At 59.6% G+C, this 19,017-nt stretch carries 15 protein-coding genes; 2 read left to right on the top strand and 13 right to left on the bottom strand.

Annotated features, from left to right (window positions below; genetic code table 11):
- Positions 1 to 3: 3 nt before the first annotated feature.
- The 10 genes from IHE49_RS08570 to IHE49_RS08525 form a co-directional block, all read right to left on the bottom strand.
- Complete coding sequence (locus tag IHE49_RS08570) at positions 4 to 1,227, bottom strand: class I SAM-dependent methyltransferase (protein ID WP_192156832.1); 1,224 nt, start codon at positions 1,225 to 1,227, stop codon at positions 4 to 6.
- Entirely contained in the window at positions 1,224 to 1,775 is a 552-nt protein-coding gene (locus IHE49_RS08565; protein WP_192156830.1) for a dTDP-4-dehydrorhamnose 3,5-epimerase family protein, read from the bottom strand. The genes IHE49_RS08570 and IHE49_RS08565 overlap by 4 nt, the downstream gene beginning before the upstream one ends.
- Positions 1,772 to 2,857, bottom strand: a complete 1,086-nt coding sequence (rfbG, locus tag IHE49_RS08560) for a CDP-glucose 4,6-dehydratase (protein ID WP_192156828.1) — start codon at positions 2,855 to 2,857, stop codon at positions 1,772 to 1,774. Before rfbG ends, IHE49_RS08565 begins: the two co-directional genes overlap by 4 nt.
- Complete coding sequence (gene rfbF / locus IHE49_RS08555) at positions 2,848 to 3,618, bottom strand: glucose-1-phosphate cytidylyltransferase (protein WP_192156826.1); 771 nt, start codon at positions 3,616 to 3,618, stop codon at positions 2,848 to 2,850. Before rfbF ends, rfbG begins: the two co-directional genes overlap by 10 nt.
- Positions 3,615 to 4,598, bottom strand: a complete 984-nt coding sequence (locus tag IHE49_RS08550) for a GDP-L-fucose synthase (protein ID WP_304626366.1) — start codon at positions 4,596 to 4,598, stop codon at positions 3,615 to 3,617. The genes rfbF and IHE49_RS08550 overlap by 4 nt, the downstream gene beginning before the upstream one ends.
- Positions 4,599 to 4,602: 4 nt before the next feature.
- The gene (gene gmd, locus IHE49_RS08545) at positions 4,603 to 5,712 is read right to left on the bottom strand and encodes a GDP-mannose 4,6-dehydratase (RefSeq protein ID WP_192156824.1); all 1,110 of its coding nucleotides are present in this window, start codon (positions 5,710 to 5,712) and stop codon (positions 4,603 to 4,605) included.
- Positions 5,713 to 5,728: 16 nt separating this feature from the next.
- The gene (locus IHE49_RS08540; RefSeq protein ID WP_225578285.1) at positions 5,729 to 7,765 is read right to left on the bottom strand and encodes a hypothetical protein; all 2,037 of its coding nucleotides are present in this window, start codon (positions 7,763 to 7,765) and stop codon (positions 5,729 to 5,731) included.
- 17 nt (positions 7,766 to 7,782) lie between these two features.
- Positions 7,783 to 9,735 (bottom strand): hypothetical protein, encoded by a 1,953-nt coding sequence (locus IHE49_RS08535; RefSeq protein WP_192156822.1) that lies wholly within the window; start codon positions 9,733 to 9,735, stop codon positions 7,783 to 7,785.
- A gap of 47 nt (positions 9,736 to 9,782) precedes the next feature.
- Complete coding sequence (locus IHE49_RS08530; RefSeq protein WP_192156819.1) at positions 9,783 to 10,211, bottom strand: pilin; 429 nt, start codon at positions 10,209 to 10,211, stop codon at positions 9,783 to 9,785.
- 140 nt (positions 10,212 to 10,351) lie between these two features.
- Complete coding sequence (locus IHE49_RS08525; protein ID WP_192156817.1) at positions 10,352 to 10,810, bottom strand: pilin; 459 nt, start codon at positions 10,808 to 10,810, stop codon at positions 10,352 to 10,354.
- A gap of 432 nt (positions 10,811 to 11,242) precedes the next feature.
- Here IHE49_RS08525 and IHE49_RS08520 point away from each other — a divergent pair, with 432 nt between their 5' ends.
- Positions 11,243 to 13,381, top strand: a complete 2,139-nt coding sequence (locus IHE49_RS08520; RefSeq protein WP_192156815.1) for a S9 family peptidase — start codon at positions 11,243 to 11,245, stop codon at positions 13,379 to 13,381.
- A 33-nt stretch (positions 13,382 to 13,414) separates the two neighbouring features.
- Here IHE49_RS08520 and IHE49_RS08515 read toward each other — a convergent pair whose 3' ends face one another.
- On the bottom strand, positions 13,415 to 14,383 hold the full coding sequence (locus IHE49_RS08515; protein ID WP_192157114.1) for a magnesium and cobalt transport protein CorA: 969 nt from the start codon (positions 14,381 to 14,383) through the stop codon (positions 13,415 to 13,417).
- A 197-nt stretch (positions 14,384 to 14,580) separates the two neighbouring features.
- On the opposite strand from IHE49_RS08515, the gene IHE49_RS08510 reads away from it, so the two are divergent.
- A complete protein-coding gene (locus IHE49_RS08510) occupies positions 14,581 to 16,605 on the top strand; it encodes an acyltransferase family protein (protein ID WP_192156813.1) in 2,025 nt (674 codons plus the stop codon).
- Between the two features lie 3 nt (positions 16,606 to 16,608).
- Here IHE49_RS08510 and IHE49_RS08505 read toward each other — a convergent pair whose 3' ends face one another.
- Positions 16,609 to 17,829: a DUF4105 domain-containing protein gene (locus IHE49_RS08505; RefSeq protein WP_192156811.1), complete on the bottom strand. Its 1,221-nt coding sequence runs from the start codon at positions 17,827 to 17,829 to the stop codon at positions 16,609 to 16,611.
- A gap of 149 nt (positions 17,830 to 17,978) precedes the next feature.
- On the bottom strand, positions 17,979 to 18,830 hold the full coding sequence (locus tag IHE49_RS08500; RefSeq protein WP_192156809.1) for a transporter associated domain-containing protein: 852 nt from the start codon (positions 18,828 to 18,830) through the stop codon (positions 17,979 to 17,981).
- Between the last annotated feature and the right edge of the window lie 187 nt (positions 18,831 to 19,017).

Below are 19,017 nucleotides of genomic sequence, written 5' to 3'. Positions count from 1 at the left end.
GGTCTATTCCACCCGTAAGGCAGGCACGGCAGTAACGAATTTTCCGCCCCATTCGCGGATGTAGTTCAACTGAGTCGTGATTTCCTCTCGCAGGTTCCAAGGCAAGATCACCACATAGTCGGGCCGGTCTTCACGGATATGCTTTTCGTCGACGACCGGGATGCGCGAGCCGGGTAGGTAACGACCCTGTTTGTGCGGTGAGGCATCAACTACGTAGTTGAGCAGATCGGGTCGCACCCCGGCGTAATTCAGCAGAGTGTTGCCCTTCGCCGCGGCTCCGTAACCAACGACCCGTTTGCCATCTCGCTTGCATTCGAGCAAAAAGGCCAGGAATGCGTTCTTGATGCCGTCAGCTAAGGGCTGGAAACCCAGATAGTGGCCTATATCCATCATGCCAGCGGCGGATTCTCTGGCCAGCAACGCGTCGACAGCAGATGTTTCATCTTGTGTTGCATTGAGATGGCAGGCCCACAGGCGCAGCGAGCCGCCATGGGTGGGCAGTTCTTCCACATCCCAGATGCGCAAGCCGTGGCTGACGAAAATCTGCCGAACGGTATGGAACGAGAAATAGGAGAAGTGCTCGTGATAGATGGTATCGAATTGGCAGTGCTCTAGCAGCTGCAGCAGGTGCGGAAACTCGACCGTGATAGTGCCATCAGGAGCAAGAGCAGCGCTGAGTCCGGCAACAAAGTCATTGAGGTCAGGTACGTGCGCCAGCACGTTGTTGGCGATGATCAGATCAGCTTTCTGACGCGTAACCGCAAATTCGCTCGCGAAGCGTTCGCTGAAAAAAAGCTCAATGGTTTCGATGCCGCGTGCTCGTGCCGCCGCCGCTGTGCTGGCGGTTGGTTCGATGCCAATGCATGGGATGCCGCATGCCTTGACGTATTGCAGCAGGTAGCCGTCGTTGGACGCTATTTCCATCACGAAATTATGCGAGCCTAAACCAAGCCGCCCGATGGCGTATGCCACGTACCGTTCGGCATGTGTCAGCCAAGTGCGCGAGTACGAGGAAAAGTAAGCGTAGTCACTGGAAAACAGCGCGTCGTGCCTCTGCACTTCGTCTACCTGCACCAGGTGGCAGTTGCTACAGGTATAAAGCCGCAGTGGGAAGTGCAGCTCAGGTGCGTCGAGGTCGGTCGCATTCAGGAGGGCATTGGACGGCGGCGCACTGCCCAGATCCAGGAATACGTCATGCAGAGAAGTATTGCAGTACCGGCATTTCATGCGGATACACCGGCGAATTCGCTGGAGATGAGGGCATAGCTGCGATCGCGATCGGAGGTCGTGGTCACAGCCAGTGGCCAGGCGATTGCCAGGCGAGGATCGTCATGGCGTAGGCCGCCCTCGCAAGCCGGAGTCCAGGGCGCGGTGTGCATATAGAGCAATTGGGCCTCGTCGGTCAGTGTCTGGAAACCATGTGCAAAACCTTCGGGAATGAACACTGCGCGGTCGTTGTCTTCGGCAAGCTCCATCGCGTGCCAGTGCAGGAAGGTAGGGGAGTCTGTGCGCAAGTCCACGGCTACGTCGAACACGCGTCCGCGCAAGCAGCGGATAAACTTGGCTTCGGCTGCCGGAGCTTTCTGGTAGTGAAGCCCCCGCAGAGTGCCAAGCCCACGGGTCTCGGACAGGTTGATCTGAGTGAAGTGCAGGCCAGGGCGAATCGCCGTGAGCTCCTGCTCGCAATACAGGCGAGTGAATCGCCCGCGTGCATCGCATATTGGCGTAGTGCGGATTTCGTGCAGACCTGCGAGTGGCGTGGTGAGCAATTTCATGCTGCCCACTCCAGACCGAGCCGCCGGGCGTCATTGATATAAGCGTTGAGGTCGTCGGTACTGCCAATTTGACCTGCTTCGTGGAAGCCTCGATACCAGTTGACGGTTCTGGTCAGCATGGTGCCGACGTTCCAGACGGGGCGCCAAGCAAGTCGCTGCGCCGCCTTATCGCAGTTCAGGCGCAGAATGGTCGCTTCGTGCGGCTGCACAGTCCGATCATGCTCGACGCGCAGGGCGGGCCAGTGCGTCTTCATTTGCGTGATGATCTGATCGACGCTGATTTCACCTGAAGTGCCAGGCCCGAAGTTCCATGCGCCGGCGAAATCCTTGCCACTCCACAGCTCTTGCCCAAGTCGAAGGTAGCCGGAGAGCGGCTCCAGCACATGCTGCCAAGGGCGTATCGACGACGGACTCCTGGCCAGCAGCGATTGGCCCGAAACGGCCGCACGCACCAGATCCGGCACCAAGCGGTCTTCGGCCCAGTCGCCACCGCCGATTACGTTGCCGGCGCGCGCGGTGGCGATGCGCGCTGTTGAATCCGGGGCGGTGAAGAAGGATTTGCGATAGCAATCCGAGACCAGTTCCGCGCATGCTTTGGAACTGCTGTAAGGATCGTGGCCGCCCAGCGGATCGGTTTCGCGATAGCCCTCGGTGGCAGCGCGTTCAGCATAGACTTTATCGGTCGTGGCGTTGACCAGCACGCGCACAGAGGGGCAGCTGCGGACGGCTTCGAGCAGATTGACGAGGCCCATAACGTTGCTGGCGAATGTCCCGGCAGGATCGCGGTAGCTATGCCGTACCAACGGTTGGGCAGCCAGGTGGAATACGAATTCGGGACGGTGTTCGTCGAAGACTTTGCGAACAGCCTGTGCGTCGCGCAAGTCCACCCGATGGTCAGAAACGTCATGCAAACCAAGCAACGACCAGTGCGATGGCTGCATGTATGGATCGAGCGCCAGACCGGCGACTCGAGCTCCGAGAGTATGCAGCCACAGCGTCAGCCAGGAGCCCTTGAAGCCGGTATGGCCGGTGACCAGCACGCGCCGATCGACGTAAACGTCACCGAACAGTTTCAAGGCCATACCTTCCACGGTGCCTTGCCGGATTGCCAGAGTTCCTCCAGTTTGATCTTGTCACGCAAGGTGTCCATCGGCTGCCAGAAGCCGCGATGCGTGTAGGCCGACAATTGCGCATCGCGCGCGAGGCGCTCCAGCGGGTCTCGTTCCCAGATCGTTGCATCGTTCTCGATATAGTCAAGGGCTCCTGGCTCTAGCACGAAGAAGCCGCCGTTGATCCATGTGCCGTCGCCCGCAGGCTTTTCTTCGAAGCGGGTGATGCGATGGCCATCGATGTCGATGGCACCGAAGCGCCCCGGAGGTTGAGCGGCGCACATAGTCGCCAACATGCCCTTTTCGCGGTGTAGAGCTAGCTCCGCATCGAGGTTGATATCGGCCAGCCCATCGCCGTAAGTGAAGAAGAACGTATCGCCATCGAGATAGGGAGCGACGCGCTTGAGTCGTCCACCGGTCTGCGTCGTGTCGCCGGTATCGACCAGGGTGACGCGCCAAGGCTCGGCATGTTTGTGGTGCACTTCCAGCTTGTTTGTGGACAGGTCGAAGGTGACGTCCGACATGTGCAGGAAGTAGTTGGCGAAGTACTCCTTGATCATGTAGCCCTTGTAGCCAAGGCAGATGATGAAGTCGTTAATGCCATAGTGCGAATAGATCTTGAGGATGTGCCACAGCACCGGCATACCGCCGATTTCTATCATCGGTTTGGGGCGCACGACGGTTTCCTCGCTGATGCGCGTCCCGAGACCGCCAGCAAGAAGGACGGCTTTCATGCCCCGTCATCCACAGTGTTGGCATTGCCTGCATCCACGTCCCTCTTTGCAGTGTTGCCAAGATAGTCGGCGTAGGTTTTCATGAGGCCGTTCTCGAGTGAGGTCATGTCCATTGGGCCGAGCAGCGAACGCATACGGCCGGAATCCAGCAGCTTTCGCGGTGTACCGTTGGGCTTGCTGGAGTCGAATGTTATCTTTCCTGCATACCCAGCCACGGTGGCGATCGTGCTCGCCAGCTCGGCGATGCTGACTTCATGGCCAGAGCCCACATTGACGATTTCCATGCCGCTATATCGCTCCATGAGTAGAACCAGCGCCTTCGCAAGATCGTCGACATACATAAATTCGCGCATCGGGGTGCCGTTTCCCCAGATCGCGATCTCTTGGCTGTCCGACAGTTTCGATTCGTGAAAACGCCGGATCAGCGCTGGAACGACATGGGCGTTCTCCGGGTGATAGTTGTCGCCAGGCCCGTACAGGTTGGTCGGCATGGCCACAATGGCGTTGAAGCCATGTTCAAGGCGGTAGGCCTGGCACATCCTTAACCCGGCGATTTTCGCGATCGCATAGGGTTCATTGGTTGGCTCCAGCGGTCCTGTCAGGAGATAGTCTTCCTTGATGGGCTGAGGGCAGTCGCGCGGATAGATACATGATGAGCCGAGGAAGAGTAGCTTCCTGACGCCATGCTTCCATGCCGAGTGGACGACATTGGTCTGAATGGCAAGATTGTCGCGGATGAATTCTGCAGGATACGTGCTGTTGGCATGGATGCCGCCGACTTTGGCGGCGGCAAGGAACACATAATCCGGGCGCTCGAAGGCGAAGAAATTATCGACAGAAGCCTGGCACGAAAGATCCAGTTCATCATGTGTACGCACGATCACATCGTGTGCACCAACGGATGCCAGGTAACGAACGATAGCGCTGCCGACCAGGCCCCGGTGGCCAGCGACATAGATGCGCCCGTGCAGCAAGTTCATTGCTTCATTCCTGCGCCGAATGGGTTTGGAAACCGGCCTGATGCATGAGGGCGTCGCGCTTTGCCAATGCCATGTCGGAATGCATCATCTCGGCGACGAGTTGCGAGAAACCGATACGGGGCGACCAACCCAGGCGCTGACGCGCCTTGCTGGCATCGCCGAGCAGCGAATCGACTTCGGCAGGGCGGTAGTAGCGTGAATCGATGGCCACGATGCGCTGGCCTGGTTTGACCGCCGAATCCGGCGGTACATCGATGGCGATACCTTCCTCGGCGGCTCGCTCGCCGCGCCAATCGAGCGTGATACCCATTTCGCGCGCGGCGCGTTCAACAAACTCACGAACAGTGTGCTGCTCGCCGGTCGCTATCACGAAGTCTTCAGGTTGCGGCTGCTGCAGCATTAGCCATTGCGCTTCCACATAATCGCGTGCGTGGCCCCAGTCACGCTTGGCGTCGAGGTTGCCGAGATGTAGGCACTCCTGAAGGCCTCGGTGAATACGTGCCAGACCACGGGTGATTTTGCGGGTCACGAATGTTTCGCCGCGCAAGGGGGACTCATGATTGAAAAGGATGCCATTGCAGGCATAGATCCCGTACGACTCGCGATAATTGACGGCAATCCAGTAGGCGTAAAGCTTGGCTACCCCATAAGGTGAGCGCGGATGAAAAGGAGTGGTTTCCCGCTGTGGCGTTTCCTTGGTCAATCCGTACAGTTCCGAGGTCGATGCCTGATAGAAGCGCGTCTTGTCGCCGAGTCCCAGGATGCGGATGGCTTCCAGCAAGCGCAGTGTGCCCAGGGCATCGGCATTGGCGGTGTATTCGGGTGTCTCGAACGACACCTGTACGTGACTCTGGGCGCCGAGATTGTAGATTTCGTCAGGCTGTACCTGCTGGACGATACGGATCAGATTGGTGGCATCCGTCAGGTCGCCATAGTGCAGGGAGAATTGGCGTTCCGGCTCGTGCGGGTCCTGATAGAGATGGTCGATGCGATTCGTGTTGAAAGACGATGCACGGCGCTTGATGCCGTGCACCTCATAGCCTTTTGCCAAGAGGAATTCGGCTAGATATGCCCCATCCTGGCCCGTGATACCCGAGATCAGCGCGCGCTTCATTGAAGAGTTCTTTGCCTTAGTGCAAGCGAAGGAGGTTGCTGAGCTCGCCCAATTGGCTGTCCAGCCTGCCACCAGTATCCAGCAAGCGTAGCCTATTCAGAGCCTTGATCGCTTCGTCCCGCTGCTCCTGCGAGGCAAGCATACGGATCATGGTGACCTGATAGGCAGGTTCGCTAGGGGCCCCCTTCACGGCGGATTCGATCATCCGTATGCCCAAGGCATGGTCGTCGAGCACATTCCATGCGTAGTCGGCATAGGCGGCCTGCAAACGCGGTGTTGGGTGCGCAAGCGCTGCCTGGAAAGCCTGGATCATGCGATCGGTGGGCAACGGGCACGCGCCATCCCGGGAGCACTGAACGAGGGCGACAAGGGAGCTCTCGTCCTGCACGCCAGGAGGCCGTTCCTTCAGCTTGGCGATCATGCTGTCCCACCACTCGGTCTTGAGCGGCAGGCCCATGCGCGAGTTCATGAAGATCAGTGCCTGTTGCGGAAGGATCGAGGATTCGGGAAAGCTCGCGGCCTTTTCCAGCGGTGCATAGGCTAGTCGGGTATAGAGTGAGGCAGGGTCGTAATGGGAATAGATGATGTAGGTGCGGCCGAGCTCGTATTGCGCGCGGGGCGAATCTGGCGCACGTTCGGCTAGCTCCTGCGCCAATCGCAGCGGGTTGCTCCAGGCAAAGGCAGTGATGGCGGTGAGAACCGTCCACCACAGCATCAAGCTGGCAAGCGCAATGCGGCGCAGCCACAGCCAAGCCGTTGCCTCTCGCCCTGCCTCTGCTAGCCATGGCACGACTGCCAACAGCACGCCGAGGCTGGCGAAATAGTTGCGATGTTCGTATACCAGTTCCAGTGGCAGGATGGTGCCTGTCAGCAGATGGCACCCGAGGTAGAGGGCGATGCCCAACGCAACCAGCGGTTGTCGACGACGCAACCGGAACATCGCGGCGACAAGTGCGATCAGGCCAAGCAGGCTGGCAAGGGTGGTCCACGGTGTCAGCAGGCCGGTCGAGACACGGACTTGGTCATGGTAAAACGACAACGCGTGGGGCGTGGGCAGCAGCGTCCATGCTAGATAGCCACAAACAATGCGTGCCTCGCTCAGCAATCGCGAATCAAGGGTGAAATTACGAGTGGCCCAGCCGGAGGCGCCTAGTACTTGCGGCAATAGCCACGCCGAGCCGACGGCCATTGGCAAGAGCAGTACAAGTACGAACAGGGTCGTGATGCGTTTATCCCGCGGTCCCGCGGAGGTCGGGCAATGTTGTCGAAAGTGGAATACGAGCCATTCGATCAGGAACGCATACAGCGGAAGCATTACTGCTGTTTCTTTGACGAGCAGACCAATAGCAGTGGGTAGCGTGATACAGACAATACACAGCCATAAGCCGCTCCGTCCATTTCGTACTTCATCTGTAAATGAGAAGTCAGTAATGCCATTGCCGCGCAACATTCTTTGCCGTCCAGCCACGTAGCCGATCAGCCCAAGCAGCACAAACAGATTCGCCAGACTTTCTTCGCGCTGCACTACATACAGCACGGCGGTAAGATTGATTGGCAGTAGCATCCAGCCGGCGGCGATCAATGCGGCAATCACGGTTCCGTTAGGAGGGGCATCCGCGGCTCTTATGTGGCTAACCGCTGTGGCCGAGGCCTTCGTCGTGGCGGTGACTAAGCGTCGCGCCAAAACGAATACAAGCACGCCATTCAACAGATGAATGATGAGATTCACTAGCTTCCATCCGAACGGATCCAGGCCGTCGGCCAGATAATTCGCTACGAAGCTTAGTGAGGCCAGCGGGCGTTTGAAGAACGCGCTAGCCGGAGAGGAAAGAGCGGCGCGCACCAAGACTGGTATGGTGACTTGGTGCGGTTGCACGCCTGGATTGTCCACGATATTCGGGTAGTCGTCGAACAGCCAGTATCCGAGCAGGCCCGGCCAATAGACGATCGTGACAACCAGCAGCGAAATCGGCAACAACCAGCGAGCTGCACGCGTTTTCCAAGAAAAGCTCATTTCATCGAAATCGTGAGAGGGGCCACTATTGTGGCGCATGGAGCGCCAAATGACCTTTATGGGGCCTTGCCGGTAGCCCTGCCCTCGGCAGTCTTGCGCATCTTCTCGATTTCGACGATGTCTGCTGCATTGATGGCGCGATCATTCACGAGCAGGCGGCGCAGCAACGGCAGGCGATTGTAGTCGACATCGCGCAGCACATTGACGGCTTGGTCATACAGCCCGGCGCTGACCATATATTTGGCCTCCAGACGCGGGATCTCTGCGTCTGGGTCATTCAGCCAGGTTGCCTCCAGTTCGTGGATGGCCATGCCGAGATTACCTTGGCTCACCGCCCAGCTATGCCGCTGGTAGTGCAGGAAGCCTGACGCGAGGCCGTTGTTGTGATATTCCGGATTGGCCAACAGCGCATCGGCGAGGCTCAACCAGGTCGCTGGCGTAAGAGCTGGACATTTCCCTTGAGCAGCCAGTTGGCGCAGCGTTTCTATGCCTTCCATGCCGCTGCGGTCGAAAATGGCGGTGCGCAGCAGCACATCCAGCTTGCTCAGGTCAGCCTGTGTCAGGTTGCCTTGTTCGCATTTGAGGAACGCGCCATTTTCGGCCAAGGAGGCGTCGTTCGGATGCAGTTGGGCGGCTTTGTCGATGACCTGCAGCGCCGCAGCTGACTGGCCGTGCTTGTAGAGGCGTTCGGCCAGATAGGTTTGGGCACGCACCGAGTCCGGTTGACTATTGGCCCAGACCAAGGCCAAGTGATCCTCGGACGCATACACGCGAGCGCTGAGCGTGGTCGTGATACAGCAGGCCAGTAACCAGAGGCCCGAAAGCATGGTCAGCATGCGTTGCTGATGCCCTTGGGGCAGCTGCGCTAAGGCCAGTGCCAAGGCCATCAACGGGCCGATCAACGGCACGTAATTGCGATGCTCGAAATACAGTTCCAGCATTACCGTGGAGCTTTCCAGCAACTGGCCGCCAAGGTACCAGAGCACCGCTAGGGCAAGCAGCGGCCAGCGGCGTAGGCCCAACGCCGCCATTACTAGTGAGCAGAGCAGGGCTAGCAGTGCAGGTAATGTCGTCCACGGAGAAGTGAGGCTGTGCGATACGACATAACCATCGTGATACAGGCCGTACAGGCCAAAGCGCGGTAGGAAAATCTTGCCGAGGTAGTCGCACAAGATGCGGGGTTCCGTCAAAAGCCGCTGCCCGACGGTGAAATCACGGGCATCATGGTGCCCCCACGCGGCGGGAAGTATCCAGATCAAGTAGCCGACAACGAACACCACGGCAGGCCAGATCAACAGCCGGCGCAGCCATGCCAACATCGGTGGCAGCCGTTGTACGTTCGTACGCAGCAGCGTGGCGTCCAGCACTAGCGCGTACATCGGAAGCAGAATGCCGTTTTCCTTGCTCAGGAAAGCGAGGCCCATGCATGCACCCAGCCCAAGCACCATCCACATGCCACGTCGCCGAGTGGACAATTCTGTGGCCAGCAATCCTTGTATGTACGCCAATAAACCCAACAACATGAACATGGCCATCAAAAGGGTCATGCGTTGAACCACAAGCACCACGCCCGAAAGCTGGATTGGGTTGAGCAACCACGCCGCCGCCGTCAGGCACGCAGCCAGGTAAGCGCTGTTGTCGAGTGAACCTGGCGTGGTTCGGCTACCAAGCCACTGGCGTGCAATGCGATAAACCAGCGCGAACACCAGCACACCGTTGAGCAGATGGATGCTCACGTTGACCAGGCGAAACGGGAACGGGTGATCCGGCCAGGAAGCCTTCTGCAGCAGAAAGCTCAACATGGCCACCGGTCGACCCGGAAAATTACGTGGCTGAGAAAGGTATATGCCCAAGTCCCGCCAGCTCGACACATGATCGATGCTGTCCAGCGCTGCTAGGTTGGGGAAATCATCGAACAGAAAGGGACCATGCATGGCCGGCCAATACAGCGCTAGGCATACGAGTACCGTGATCGTCAGCGCGAGCAGGGCGCGTGTTCGTGCAGGCATCAAAAGTCCTGATGGAGTGCGTCGGATTGAAGGCGCGGCGATGGAGGCTACTGACAAGTTTTGGGTAAATACATGGGGGCTGCGTTGCTGCTGCATTGCCAGCTCACAGCACCACCGGTTCCGCTCATGGTTAACGTGACCTGCTTGCCCTGCAATTGGGGGGCGACTGTATTGTTACGCATCAATGCGGTGATGGCGCATCCCGAGCCGCCAGCAGCGACGCTGATGCTGGCCACATATTTGCCGCTGTAGCTGGCGCCTGCTGGAAGGTCCGTACCCAGCGTAGGGCAGTTTCCGTTCTGCGTGTAGTAATCCGAAATATTGGATTTGACACCGTCGGCGATAGTGAAGGCCTCGCTCAGTTGTGCCTTAGTAATGGAGTTGGCATAGACCGATATGGCAATGCTGGCGAGGATGGCAATGATCGCCACCACGATCATCAACTCAATCAAGGTAAAGCCGCGTACATGTTTCATGTCGGTAGTGCCCCTTGTATATATGAATTACCAAGCAATTGGCACGCCAGCGGCCGGGTTCAAACGTGTTTTGCGTCGCAAAAAAAAGCCCCTCGAATGAGGGGCTTTTGGGTTGGGCGAATAATGCCCTTCTGAATCTATCAGTTGCCCACGCAGGCAGTCGGTTCATCCTGGGTGGGGATGCCGCTGGCGTGGCTCTTGTCGCACACCCACGAGAAGGAGCCGCCGTTGTTCGTGCCGGTGAAGACCACCGTCTTGCTACCCAGCGGGGTGGATACCGAACCTTGGGCCTTGAACGCAACCGTAATGGTGCAAGAGGGGGCGGTACCACCAGCCGTGGCCGTCGCGACATACTTGCCTACGTAGCTGGCGCCAGCAGCGGCGACACTGCCTTGGCCGTTGGTCGGGCAGTTACCGGTCTGGTTGAAGTACTCCACGATGGGGGTTTTCAGGCCATCGGCGATGGTCTGCGACTCCGAGAACTGCGACTTGGTGATGTAGTTCTGGTACTGCGGGATGGCGATGGCTGCCAGGATGGCGATGATCGCGACCACGATCATCAGTTCGATCAGGGTGAAGCCTTTCTGCAGGTTCTTCATGGTGGTTCCTCTGTTGGCTAGCTAGCGTTGTGGCCCCCCGGGTTCCGGCCCCGATACCCCCTAGGCGGGATCGAACCCTCACGACTCATGGTCAGGAACAACCAGGAAGCTGGCAGTATCAAAGCACCTAACGTGCCACGGCTACCGCGGCTATATTGCCTCATTTTTTGGTGCATGTGTGCTGTGCGTGTGATCACGAAAGCCTTCCGTCTCCAATATGGAATTGGATAGCTATATGCGGCCCCTGGAGATTGGGACTTTTTCACGGTACGCGGCTCATATGGTCAGCATGTGACGTTTTTTGTCAGTTCGTGGTTGATCGAGCTGACGCATGTCGTCCCAGGCATATGGTCGAGGGTTCTTGATCTTGGCTTGCGCAGCATTCGTACTCTGCTTACCTTGCTTCTTTGCCAATCCGTTTTGGGAATCATCATGAAGAGCACCCTGATTACCGCTCTATTGCTAGCGCTGGCGACTTCTCCCGCGCTGGCGGCGGATACCGACACCGTTGCGTCGGTGGACACCGCGATCACCGTGGACCACGCGCCGCATTCGTTCAACGTGCGCGACCTGGTGATGATGCAGCGGGTGAGCGACCCGCAGCTGTCGGCGGACGGACGCTACGCCGCATTTGGCGTGCGCAGCACGGATTACGCGGCGAACAAGGGCGTCAACGCCCTCGCGGTGCTGGACCTGTCGCACGACGGCAAGCCGGTGACAGTGGTGGACAAGGGGGCTTCGTCGCCGCGCTGGTCGGTTGACGGCAGAAGCCTTTATTACATAGCGCCGGGCGGTGCCGTGGCGCAGTTGTGGCGGCTGGATTTCGCGGCGGGCAACGGTGGTCTGGACCTCGCTGGCCACAAGGCGCCGATACAGGTGAGCCATGGTGCGCTGGACGTGCAGGCCTACAAGCTGGCGCCGGATGGCAAGAGCGTGCTGCTTTCCTACGCGGTGTTCACCGATTGCGGCACGCTTGCCTGCACCAAGCAGATGCAGGACAAGCGTGCGGCGGACAAGGCCAGCGGCACGATCTACAAGAAATTGTTCGTGCGGCATTGGGATACCTGGGCCGACGGCACGCGCAATCAGCTCTACCTCGGGCACTTCGATGCCAAAGGCCAGCTGCCCGCGGAGCCGACCCTGCTTTCGCGCGGCATCGATGGTGACATCCCAAGCAAGCCCTTCGGCGACGACGGCGAATTCGCGTTCTCACCCGACGGCAAGACGGTGTACTTCGACGTGCGCGTCGCCGGCAACAGCGAACCGTGGTCCACCAACTTCGACATATACAAGGTGCCGGCCGATGGTTCCGCGGCGCCGGTGAACCTCACTGCTGCGAACAAGGCCTGGGATGCCTATCCGGTGCCTTCGCCAGACGGCAAGACGCTGTACTACCTTGCGATGAAAACGCCGCGTTTCGAGGCGGACCGCTTCGGCATCATGGCGCTGAACCTGGCCACGGGTGCGACGCACGAGATCGACCCGCAGTGGGATCGCTCGCCGGGTGGCATGGGTATTTCCGCGGACGGCAAGACGCTTTACGTCACCGCCGACGACAATGGTCAGCATCCGCTGTTCGCCGTCGATGCGGCCAGCGGCAAGGTGCGCCAGATAGTGGGCGATGGCGAAGTGGACAGCTATTCGTTGGCCGGTTCGCGCTTGCTGATTGCGCGCAACGATCTGAAGCGTCCCACCGATCTCTACACTGTGGATGCCGACGGCAAGGATCTCAAACAGGTCACCCACTACAACGCTGCGATGCTTGCGAACGCGCACGAGGGCGACTTCGAGTTCTTCACCTTCAAGGGTTGGAACGACGAAACCGTGCAGGGTTACGTGGTGAAGCCGGTGGGCTACCAGCCAGGCAAGAAGTACCCGGTGGCCTTCATCATCCATGGCGGCCCGCAGGGCGCAATGACCAACAGCTGGAGCTACCGCTGGAACCCGCAGACCTATGCGGGGCAGGGCTTTGCGGTGGTCACCGTCAATTTCCACGGCTCTACCGGCTACGGGCAGAAGTTCACCGATGCCATCTCGGGCGACTGGGGCGGCAAGCCGCTGCAGGATCTCAAGCTCGGCTGGCAGGCCGCGCTGGGCAAGTACGGCTTCCTCGACGGCAATCGCGCGTGCGCCCTGGGAGCGAGCTACGGCGGTTACATGACCTACTGGATCGCCGGTGTGTGGAACCAGCCGTGGAAGTGTCTCGTCGACCACGACGGCGTGTTCGATGCACGCATGATGTATTACGCCACCGAGGAACTGTGGTTCGAGGAACACGAGAACGGTGGCCCGCAGTTCGAGGTGCCGGACAATTACGAGAAGTTCAATCCGATCGATCACGTCAAGGACTGGCGCGTGCCGATGCTGGTGGTGCACAGCGGGGACGACTTCCGCATCCCGATCACGCAGGGCCTGGGGGCGTTTACCGCGATGCAGCGTCGCGGTATCCCCAGCGAGTTCCTCACTTTCCCGGACGAGAATCACTGGGTGCTGAAGCCGCATAACAGCGTGCTCTGGCACGACACGGTGAATGAGTGGTTGAAGAAGTGGACCGCTGAGCCGCAGCAATAAGGGCTGGCCTGTAGGGGCGCGCAAGACGCGCCCCTACAGCCACTTCGCCCGCTTCAATCCGATGTAGATGCCGCCGACCAGGCAGGCCACCACTCCGATGATGAGCGGGTAGCTCCACGGCTTGGACAGTTCGGGCATGTGTTGGAAATTCATGCCGTACCAGCTGGTGATGAGGGTGGGGGCGGCGAGCATCGCGGCCCAGCCGGCGAGTTTTTTCATCACTTCGTTCTGGCCGAAAGTGACCAGTGAAAGATTCACGTTGATTGCTGCGGCGAGCATCTCGCGCATGGCGTTGATGGAGTCGTTCACCCGTGTCACATGGTCGTGCACGTCGCGGAAATACACCGCGAGCTCGTCGGGGATCAGTTGCGGATGCAGGCGCACCAGCTGGCTGATGACGTCCTGCAACGGGGCTACGGCAAGACGAAGCGTCATCAGGTCGCGCTGCATGTCGTACAGGCGACGCACGGTATCGCGGTTGAAGTTTTCGGAGAAAATGCTCTGCTCCAGCTCCTGCAGTTCCTCTCGGTGGTCGCGCACGATGGGCAGCAGGTTGTCCACGATGAAGTCCAGCACGCTGTACAGGCCATAGCTGGGGCCCAGCGCCAGCAGTTCCGGCGTGTGTTCGCAGCTGCGCCGCGCCGGGGCGTACGACAGCGATGCGCCGTGGCGAACGGTGACCAGGTAGCGTGGCCCCAGGAAGATATGCGTTTCGCCGAAGGCGATGTGGCCGTTGTCCAACTGCGCCGTCTGCACCACGATGAACAGCGAGTTGCCGTAGGCCTCGATCTTGGTGCGCTGGTGTGCGCTTTGCGCATCCTCGATGGCGAGATCGTGCAGGTCGAACTCTTCCTGCAGCTTCAGCAGTAACGCTTCATCGGGCTCGTTCAGTCCCACCCACACGAAGGTGTCCGGCTCCTTGAGTACGTCGCTGATCGAGTCGATGCTCACGTCGCCGATGCGTGTGCCATTGTTTTGATAGGCGACGCAGTTGATCTCCATATGAGCATCGATTGAGGTGATTGAGGGCATGGGCATATCTGCATGATGCCGCCTCGATACACATCCGGGCAATGCTGACGCGGCCTGGTATTGCCGCCGATTGCCGCGCATTTCACATAATGGGTGAGCTACCGTTAAGAGTGCCAACCTGTACCATTCCGAACTACATTTGCAACGGGAGCAGGGGTGTTGAGGCGATGAAGGATCGCGATTACAGGTTGGGTTATCGAGCTGATCTGGAGGGTCTGCGCGCTGTGGCCATCCTGTTGGTTGTAGCGATGCACGCAGGCGTGCCATGGCTGCTTGGAGGTTTCGTCGGCGTAGACGTGTTCTTCGTGCTGTCGGGCTTCCTGATCACCGGCTTGCTGGTACAGGAGGTGTCGAATACGGGGCGGCTGCGTTTCGCGGAGTTCTATGTGCGCCGTCTGCGCCGCTTGCTACCGGCGCTGCTGACGATGTTGCTGGTGGTTGGGGTATGCGCAGCGCTCCTGTTAGCTCCAACTGAGCAGCAGGAGCAATCTTGCACCGCAGCGATGGTGGCGTTGTGGTTGAGCAATATCCATTTTGCATTTGCTCAACTGGATTACTTCGCGCCCGGCACCGGAACTAATCTGTTTCTGCACACTTGGTCGCTTGGTGTGGAAGAGCAGTTCTACCTGATCTGGCCGATGCTGCTGGTATGGTTGCTTGGGTGTGATGGTGAGCGCGGCCTGTCGCGTCTAAAGGTCGGCATGCTCGTGGTGGCAACCGCCAGCTTTGCTACGTGCGTGTGGCTGAGCTATGAGGCGCCGCAGCTGGCGTTCTACATGATGCCGATGCGCGCGTGGCAGTTCGCCGCAGGTGCACTGGTCTGGCTGTGTTTCAAGGTGCCCGGCGCATCGACGGCCACACCGTGGTGGGATCGCCACGTGATGTGGTCGCATACGGCTGGTTGGCTAGGGCTGGCATTAATCGTGCTGACGGGATGGCGGTTCAGTGCCGATATTCCATATCCCGGCGCATACGCGTTGCTGCCGACACTGGGTGCGATCGGTGTCGTCGCGACCGGTTCCGTAACCGCAGCGCCAGTTGGTGCATCGCGACTACTGTCATGGCGACCACTGCAGTGGTTCGGTAGCATCTCTTATTCATGGTATCTCTGGCATTGGCCGATCTTGCTGCTCGGTCGAGCGATCACGGGCTCGAATGCGCCGTTATATCGTGCATGCTGGGTGCTGCTTTCGTTGTTGTTGGCCTGGATCTCCTGTCGATTTATCGAGACGCCGATCCGCAATCTGCGTGAGTGGCTGGTGCACCCACGCATGTCGATCTTCGGTGCTTTGGTGCTAATGCTGTTGGCCACCAGCTTGTGTGAGCACTGGTACAACCAAGCTTCCGAGCGAGTGCAACTACCCATCGTGCAGCGCTACGCTGCAGCACATTTCGATGGACCGGCAATTTATGGCATGCACTGTGATGACTGGTATCACAGTGATCAAGTGCACATCTGTGCATTCGGTCCAGCCGACGCGAGGCATACGGCGGTACTGATTGGCGACAGTCATGTCGGGCAGTGGTTTCCCGCAGTTGCCAAGGCTTTTGATCGGCCAGGTTGGCGCCTGCTAGTGCTGACCAAGTCGTCATGCCCGATGGTGGATGAGCCGTTCTTCTACGCACGCATCGGGAAGGAGTACACCGTGTGCTCGGTTTGGAGGGAAAATGCACTGAAGCAGGTTGCTGCGATCAAGCCAGATGTTGTAATGCTTGGCAGCGCCGAATATGGCTTCACCAGAGAGCAATGGATCGTCGGTACGGGCAAGGTACTTGGCATATTGGCTGCTGCTACAGGTCACATCTACATCTTGCGTGATACGCCGACCTTGCCCTTCGATGGGCCGGACTGTCTGGCAGAGCATGCGGGGCGCCCGTCATGGCTCGGGCTGCAGCATAACTGCAGTGCCCCGGCAGCGAATCCGAATGCATATCAGGTGTATTTGTGGTTAGAACAGGTTGCGGCCCACTACGGTAACGTCAGCATGCTGGATATGAACCAGCTGGTTTGTCCAAATGGGATGTGCTCGGCGGAACAGCGAGGATTAGTAGTTTTTCGTGATTCACAGCATCTGACCGGAAGCTTTGCTGCATCTCTCGGGCCGGTTCTGGCACAAATGCTCGGGCTCGACGCAGCAAGCAAGGGCGAAGCAGCCGGAACGTCCTCCACCAAGCCTTCGGTTACGCGTTGATACTCATTGTTTCAGTCGGGGCTTGTTTGTCCGCAAGCCCCTCGCCACTGCCAGCCACACCGGCAACGCAAACAGGATCCACGGCTGGTTCTGCTGCACGGTACCGGGCAGCAGGTGCAGCAGCACTGCGACTAGCGTGGCGAACAGTTGCAATGCCAGCACGGTGTTGGCGAAACGCGTGGGTGTGGTTCCGCATCGTGTACGCATTGGTGAGCGCAGAAGCAGGAAAGCGAGCGGGCTGAACAACAGCAGGTTGGCGTTGGCCCAGGCGGAGTGGTGGCTGGTGAGCGTCCATAGCGCGAGCAACACGACGCCGACGAGGCCGGCGGCGAAGAGGTAGAGTGTGCTGAGTAGTGCGTGCGCCGTTGGCCAGCGTTGCGCGGTCAGCGCGAGCGCGATGGCGAAGATCAAGCCGGCTATGCCGAGCGGCATGCGTAGATCGGGTGCCAGTGCCGGCGGCACCGAAACATGGTTGGGTGACAGCAGTTGCTCGTCCTGCACCAATGGTCGCTTGCCACCCTGATCGTCGGTTACGCGGACGTCGCGCAGGTTCGCCTGCAACTCGGCGGGAAGGAAGCTTCCCTGCCACGCATTGAGCGGTTGGTCGGCATAGGGGCCGAGTCCCAGGTCGAGCAGCAACATGAGCCAGGGCTGGGCGCTCATCAGGCGGTCGGTCTGCTGGCGGTAGGTCATGCCGGCCGCTTGTGCAGTCAGGTGCGCCTTGATGACACCGCCAAGCGCCTTGTCCAATGCATCCCGCACGCGGGTGGTGCAGTTGTCGGCGTAGTAGTCGTAGTTGTAGCCGGCGTTTTCCGGGCGCAGGTTCCAGAGCAGGAAGTCGCGCAGCGCGGCAGCCTGCCCCGGCGAGAGGGCGAGATGCTGGCGCGTGATCGAACGGCCTACCTGCACGTAGTAGCTCTCCTCGTCCTCGGTGGGCTCTGCATCCATCAGGTAGTGCATGCGGCCGCGTGCGAAGTTGAGGAAGAAGTTCTTCTCGTTGAAGTCGAACACGCCGTAGTTGAAGTTCATCGCCTCGCCGCTGACGGTGTCACGCAGCTCCAGCGCGTCGTGGCCGAAGCGCTCCCAATACACGTCGCCGGGCCCATAGGTGACCAGCGAGACTTCCAGGTTGGCGCCAGGAGCATTGGCGATGCTGGCATGGGCAGGCAAGACGGCCAACAGGAGCAGGACAAGGAAGGTGAGCAGGCGGGTGGTAGGGCGCATGGGTTCCGGGCTTTTCATCTTCCCCTGAACGCAGGGAAAGCATGGGACAAGGGAAGGCTTGTGACGAGAGGTGTATCCCGCCGCACCCCTCCTCTGCAACCAGGGGAGGGGTGAAAGCCATAGCCCATTGGTCACAGCAGATGCGTGGTTCAGGCGTCCGACGCGCGGCGCGTTACGTGGAACTGTTGCACGCGGCGGTCATCGGCTTCGGTGACGTGGAACCGGAATTCACCTGCCGTAGTTTCCTCGTCCACTTCGGGCAGATGGCCAAACTCGGCGGTGACGAGGCCGCCGATGGTGTCGAACTCTTCGTCGGAGAAGTCCGCGCCGATTTCCTCGTTGAAGTCCTCGATGGGCGTGAGCGCGCTGACCAGCCATGAGCCGTCGGCCTGGACATGAATCTGCGCCGGCTCTTCCGCGTCGTCGTGCTCGTCGTCGATCTCGCCGACGATCTGCTCGAGCACGTCCTCAATGGTGATGAGGCCGGCCACGCCGCCGTATTCGTCCACCACCATCGCCAGGTGGTTGCGGCTGCGGCGGAACTCCGCCAGCAGCACGTTGAGGCGCATCGACTCGGGAATCAGCACCGCGGGGCGCAGGATCGCGCGGATGTCGAAATCGGCACCGTTGCCGAAGTACTTCAACAGGTCCTTGGCCAGCAGCACGCCGAGGATCTCGTCCTTGTCCTCGCCGTGCACGGGAAAGCGCGAATGGCCCGATTCGACTACGGCGGAAAGGATGTCGGAAAGCGGGGCGTCGGCGGCGATCATCACGATCTGCACGCGCGGCACCATCACGTCGTCCACGGTGAGCTCGGTGACCTTGAGCGCGCCCTCCAGCATGGGCAGCGTGTCGGCGCTCAGCAAGCCGTTGGCCTGGGCGGTGCGCAGCTCGTCGATCAGTTCCGCGCGGTTGCGCGGTTCGCCGGAAAACAGGTGGCCCAGTCGATCCCACCATTTGCGATGGGCCGGGCCGCTGGTACTGCCGGGGTCGTCGTTCATTACTCGGGTTGCAACTGCCCGGATGCGGGCGGAAGCACGAGTCTAGCGGAAAAAGCGTGACAGTTCAGGGTGTAAGAGCCTGCTCACGATCTCCAAGCACCCCCGCGTTGCCATCGATTGGGCGTCCGGTGGAAGTGCGTGGCGCAATGCCAGACTACTGTCAGGTCAAGCCGCGCGCTGCCGTATG

This window comes from Rhodanobacter sp. 7MK24, from assembly GCF_014842995.1.
Classification (GTDB): Bacteria; Pseudomonadota; Gammaproteobacteria; order Xanthomonadales; family Rhodanobacteraceae; genus Rhodanobacter_A.
Note: the sequence above shows the minus strand (reverse complement) of the source record. Positions and strands in the feature narration are given on the sequence as shown.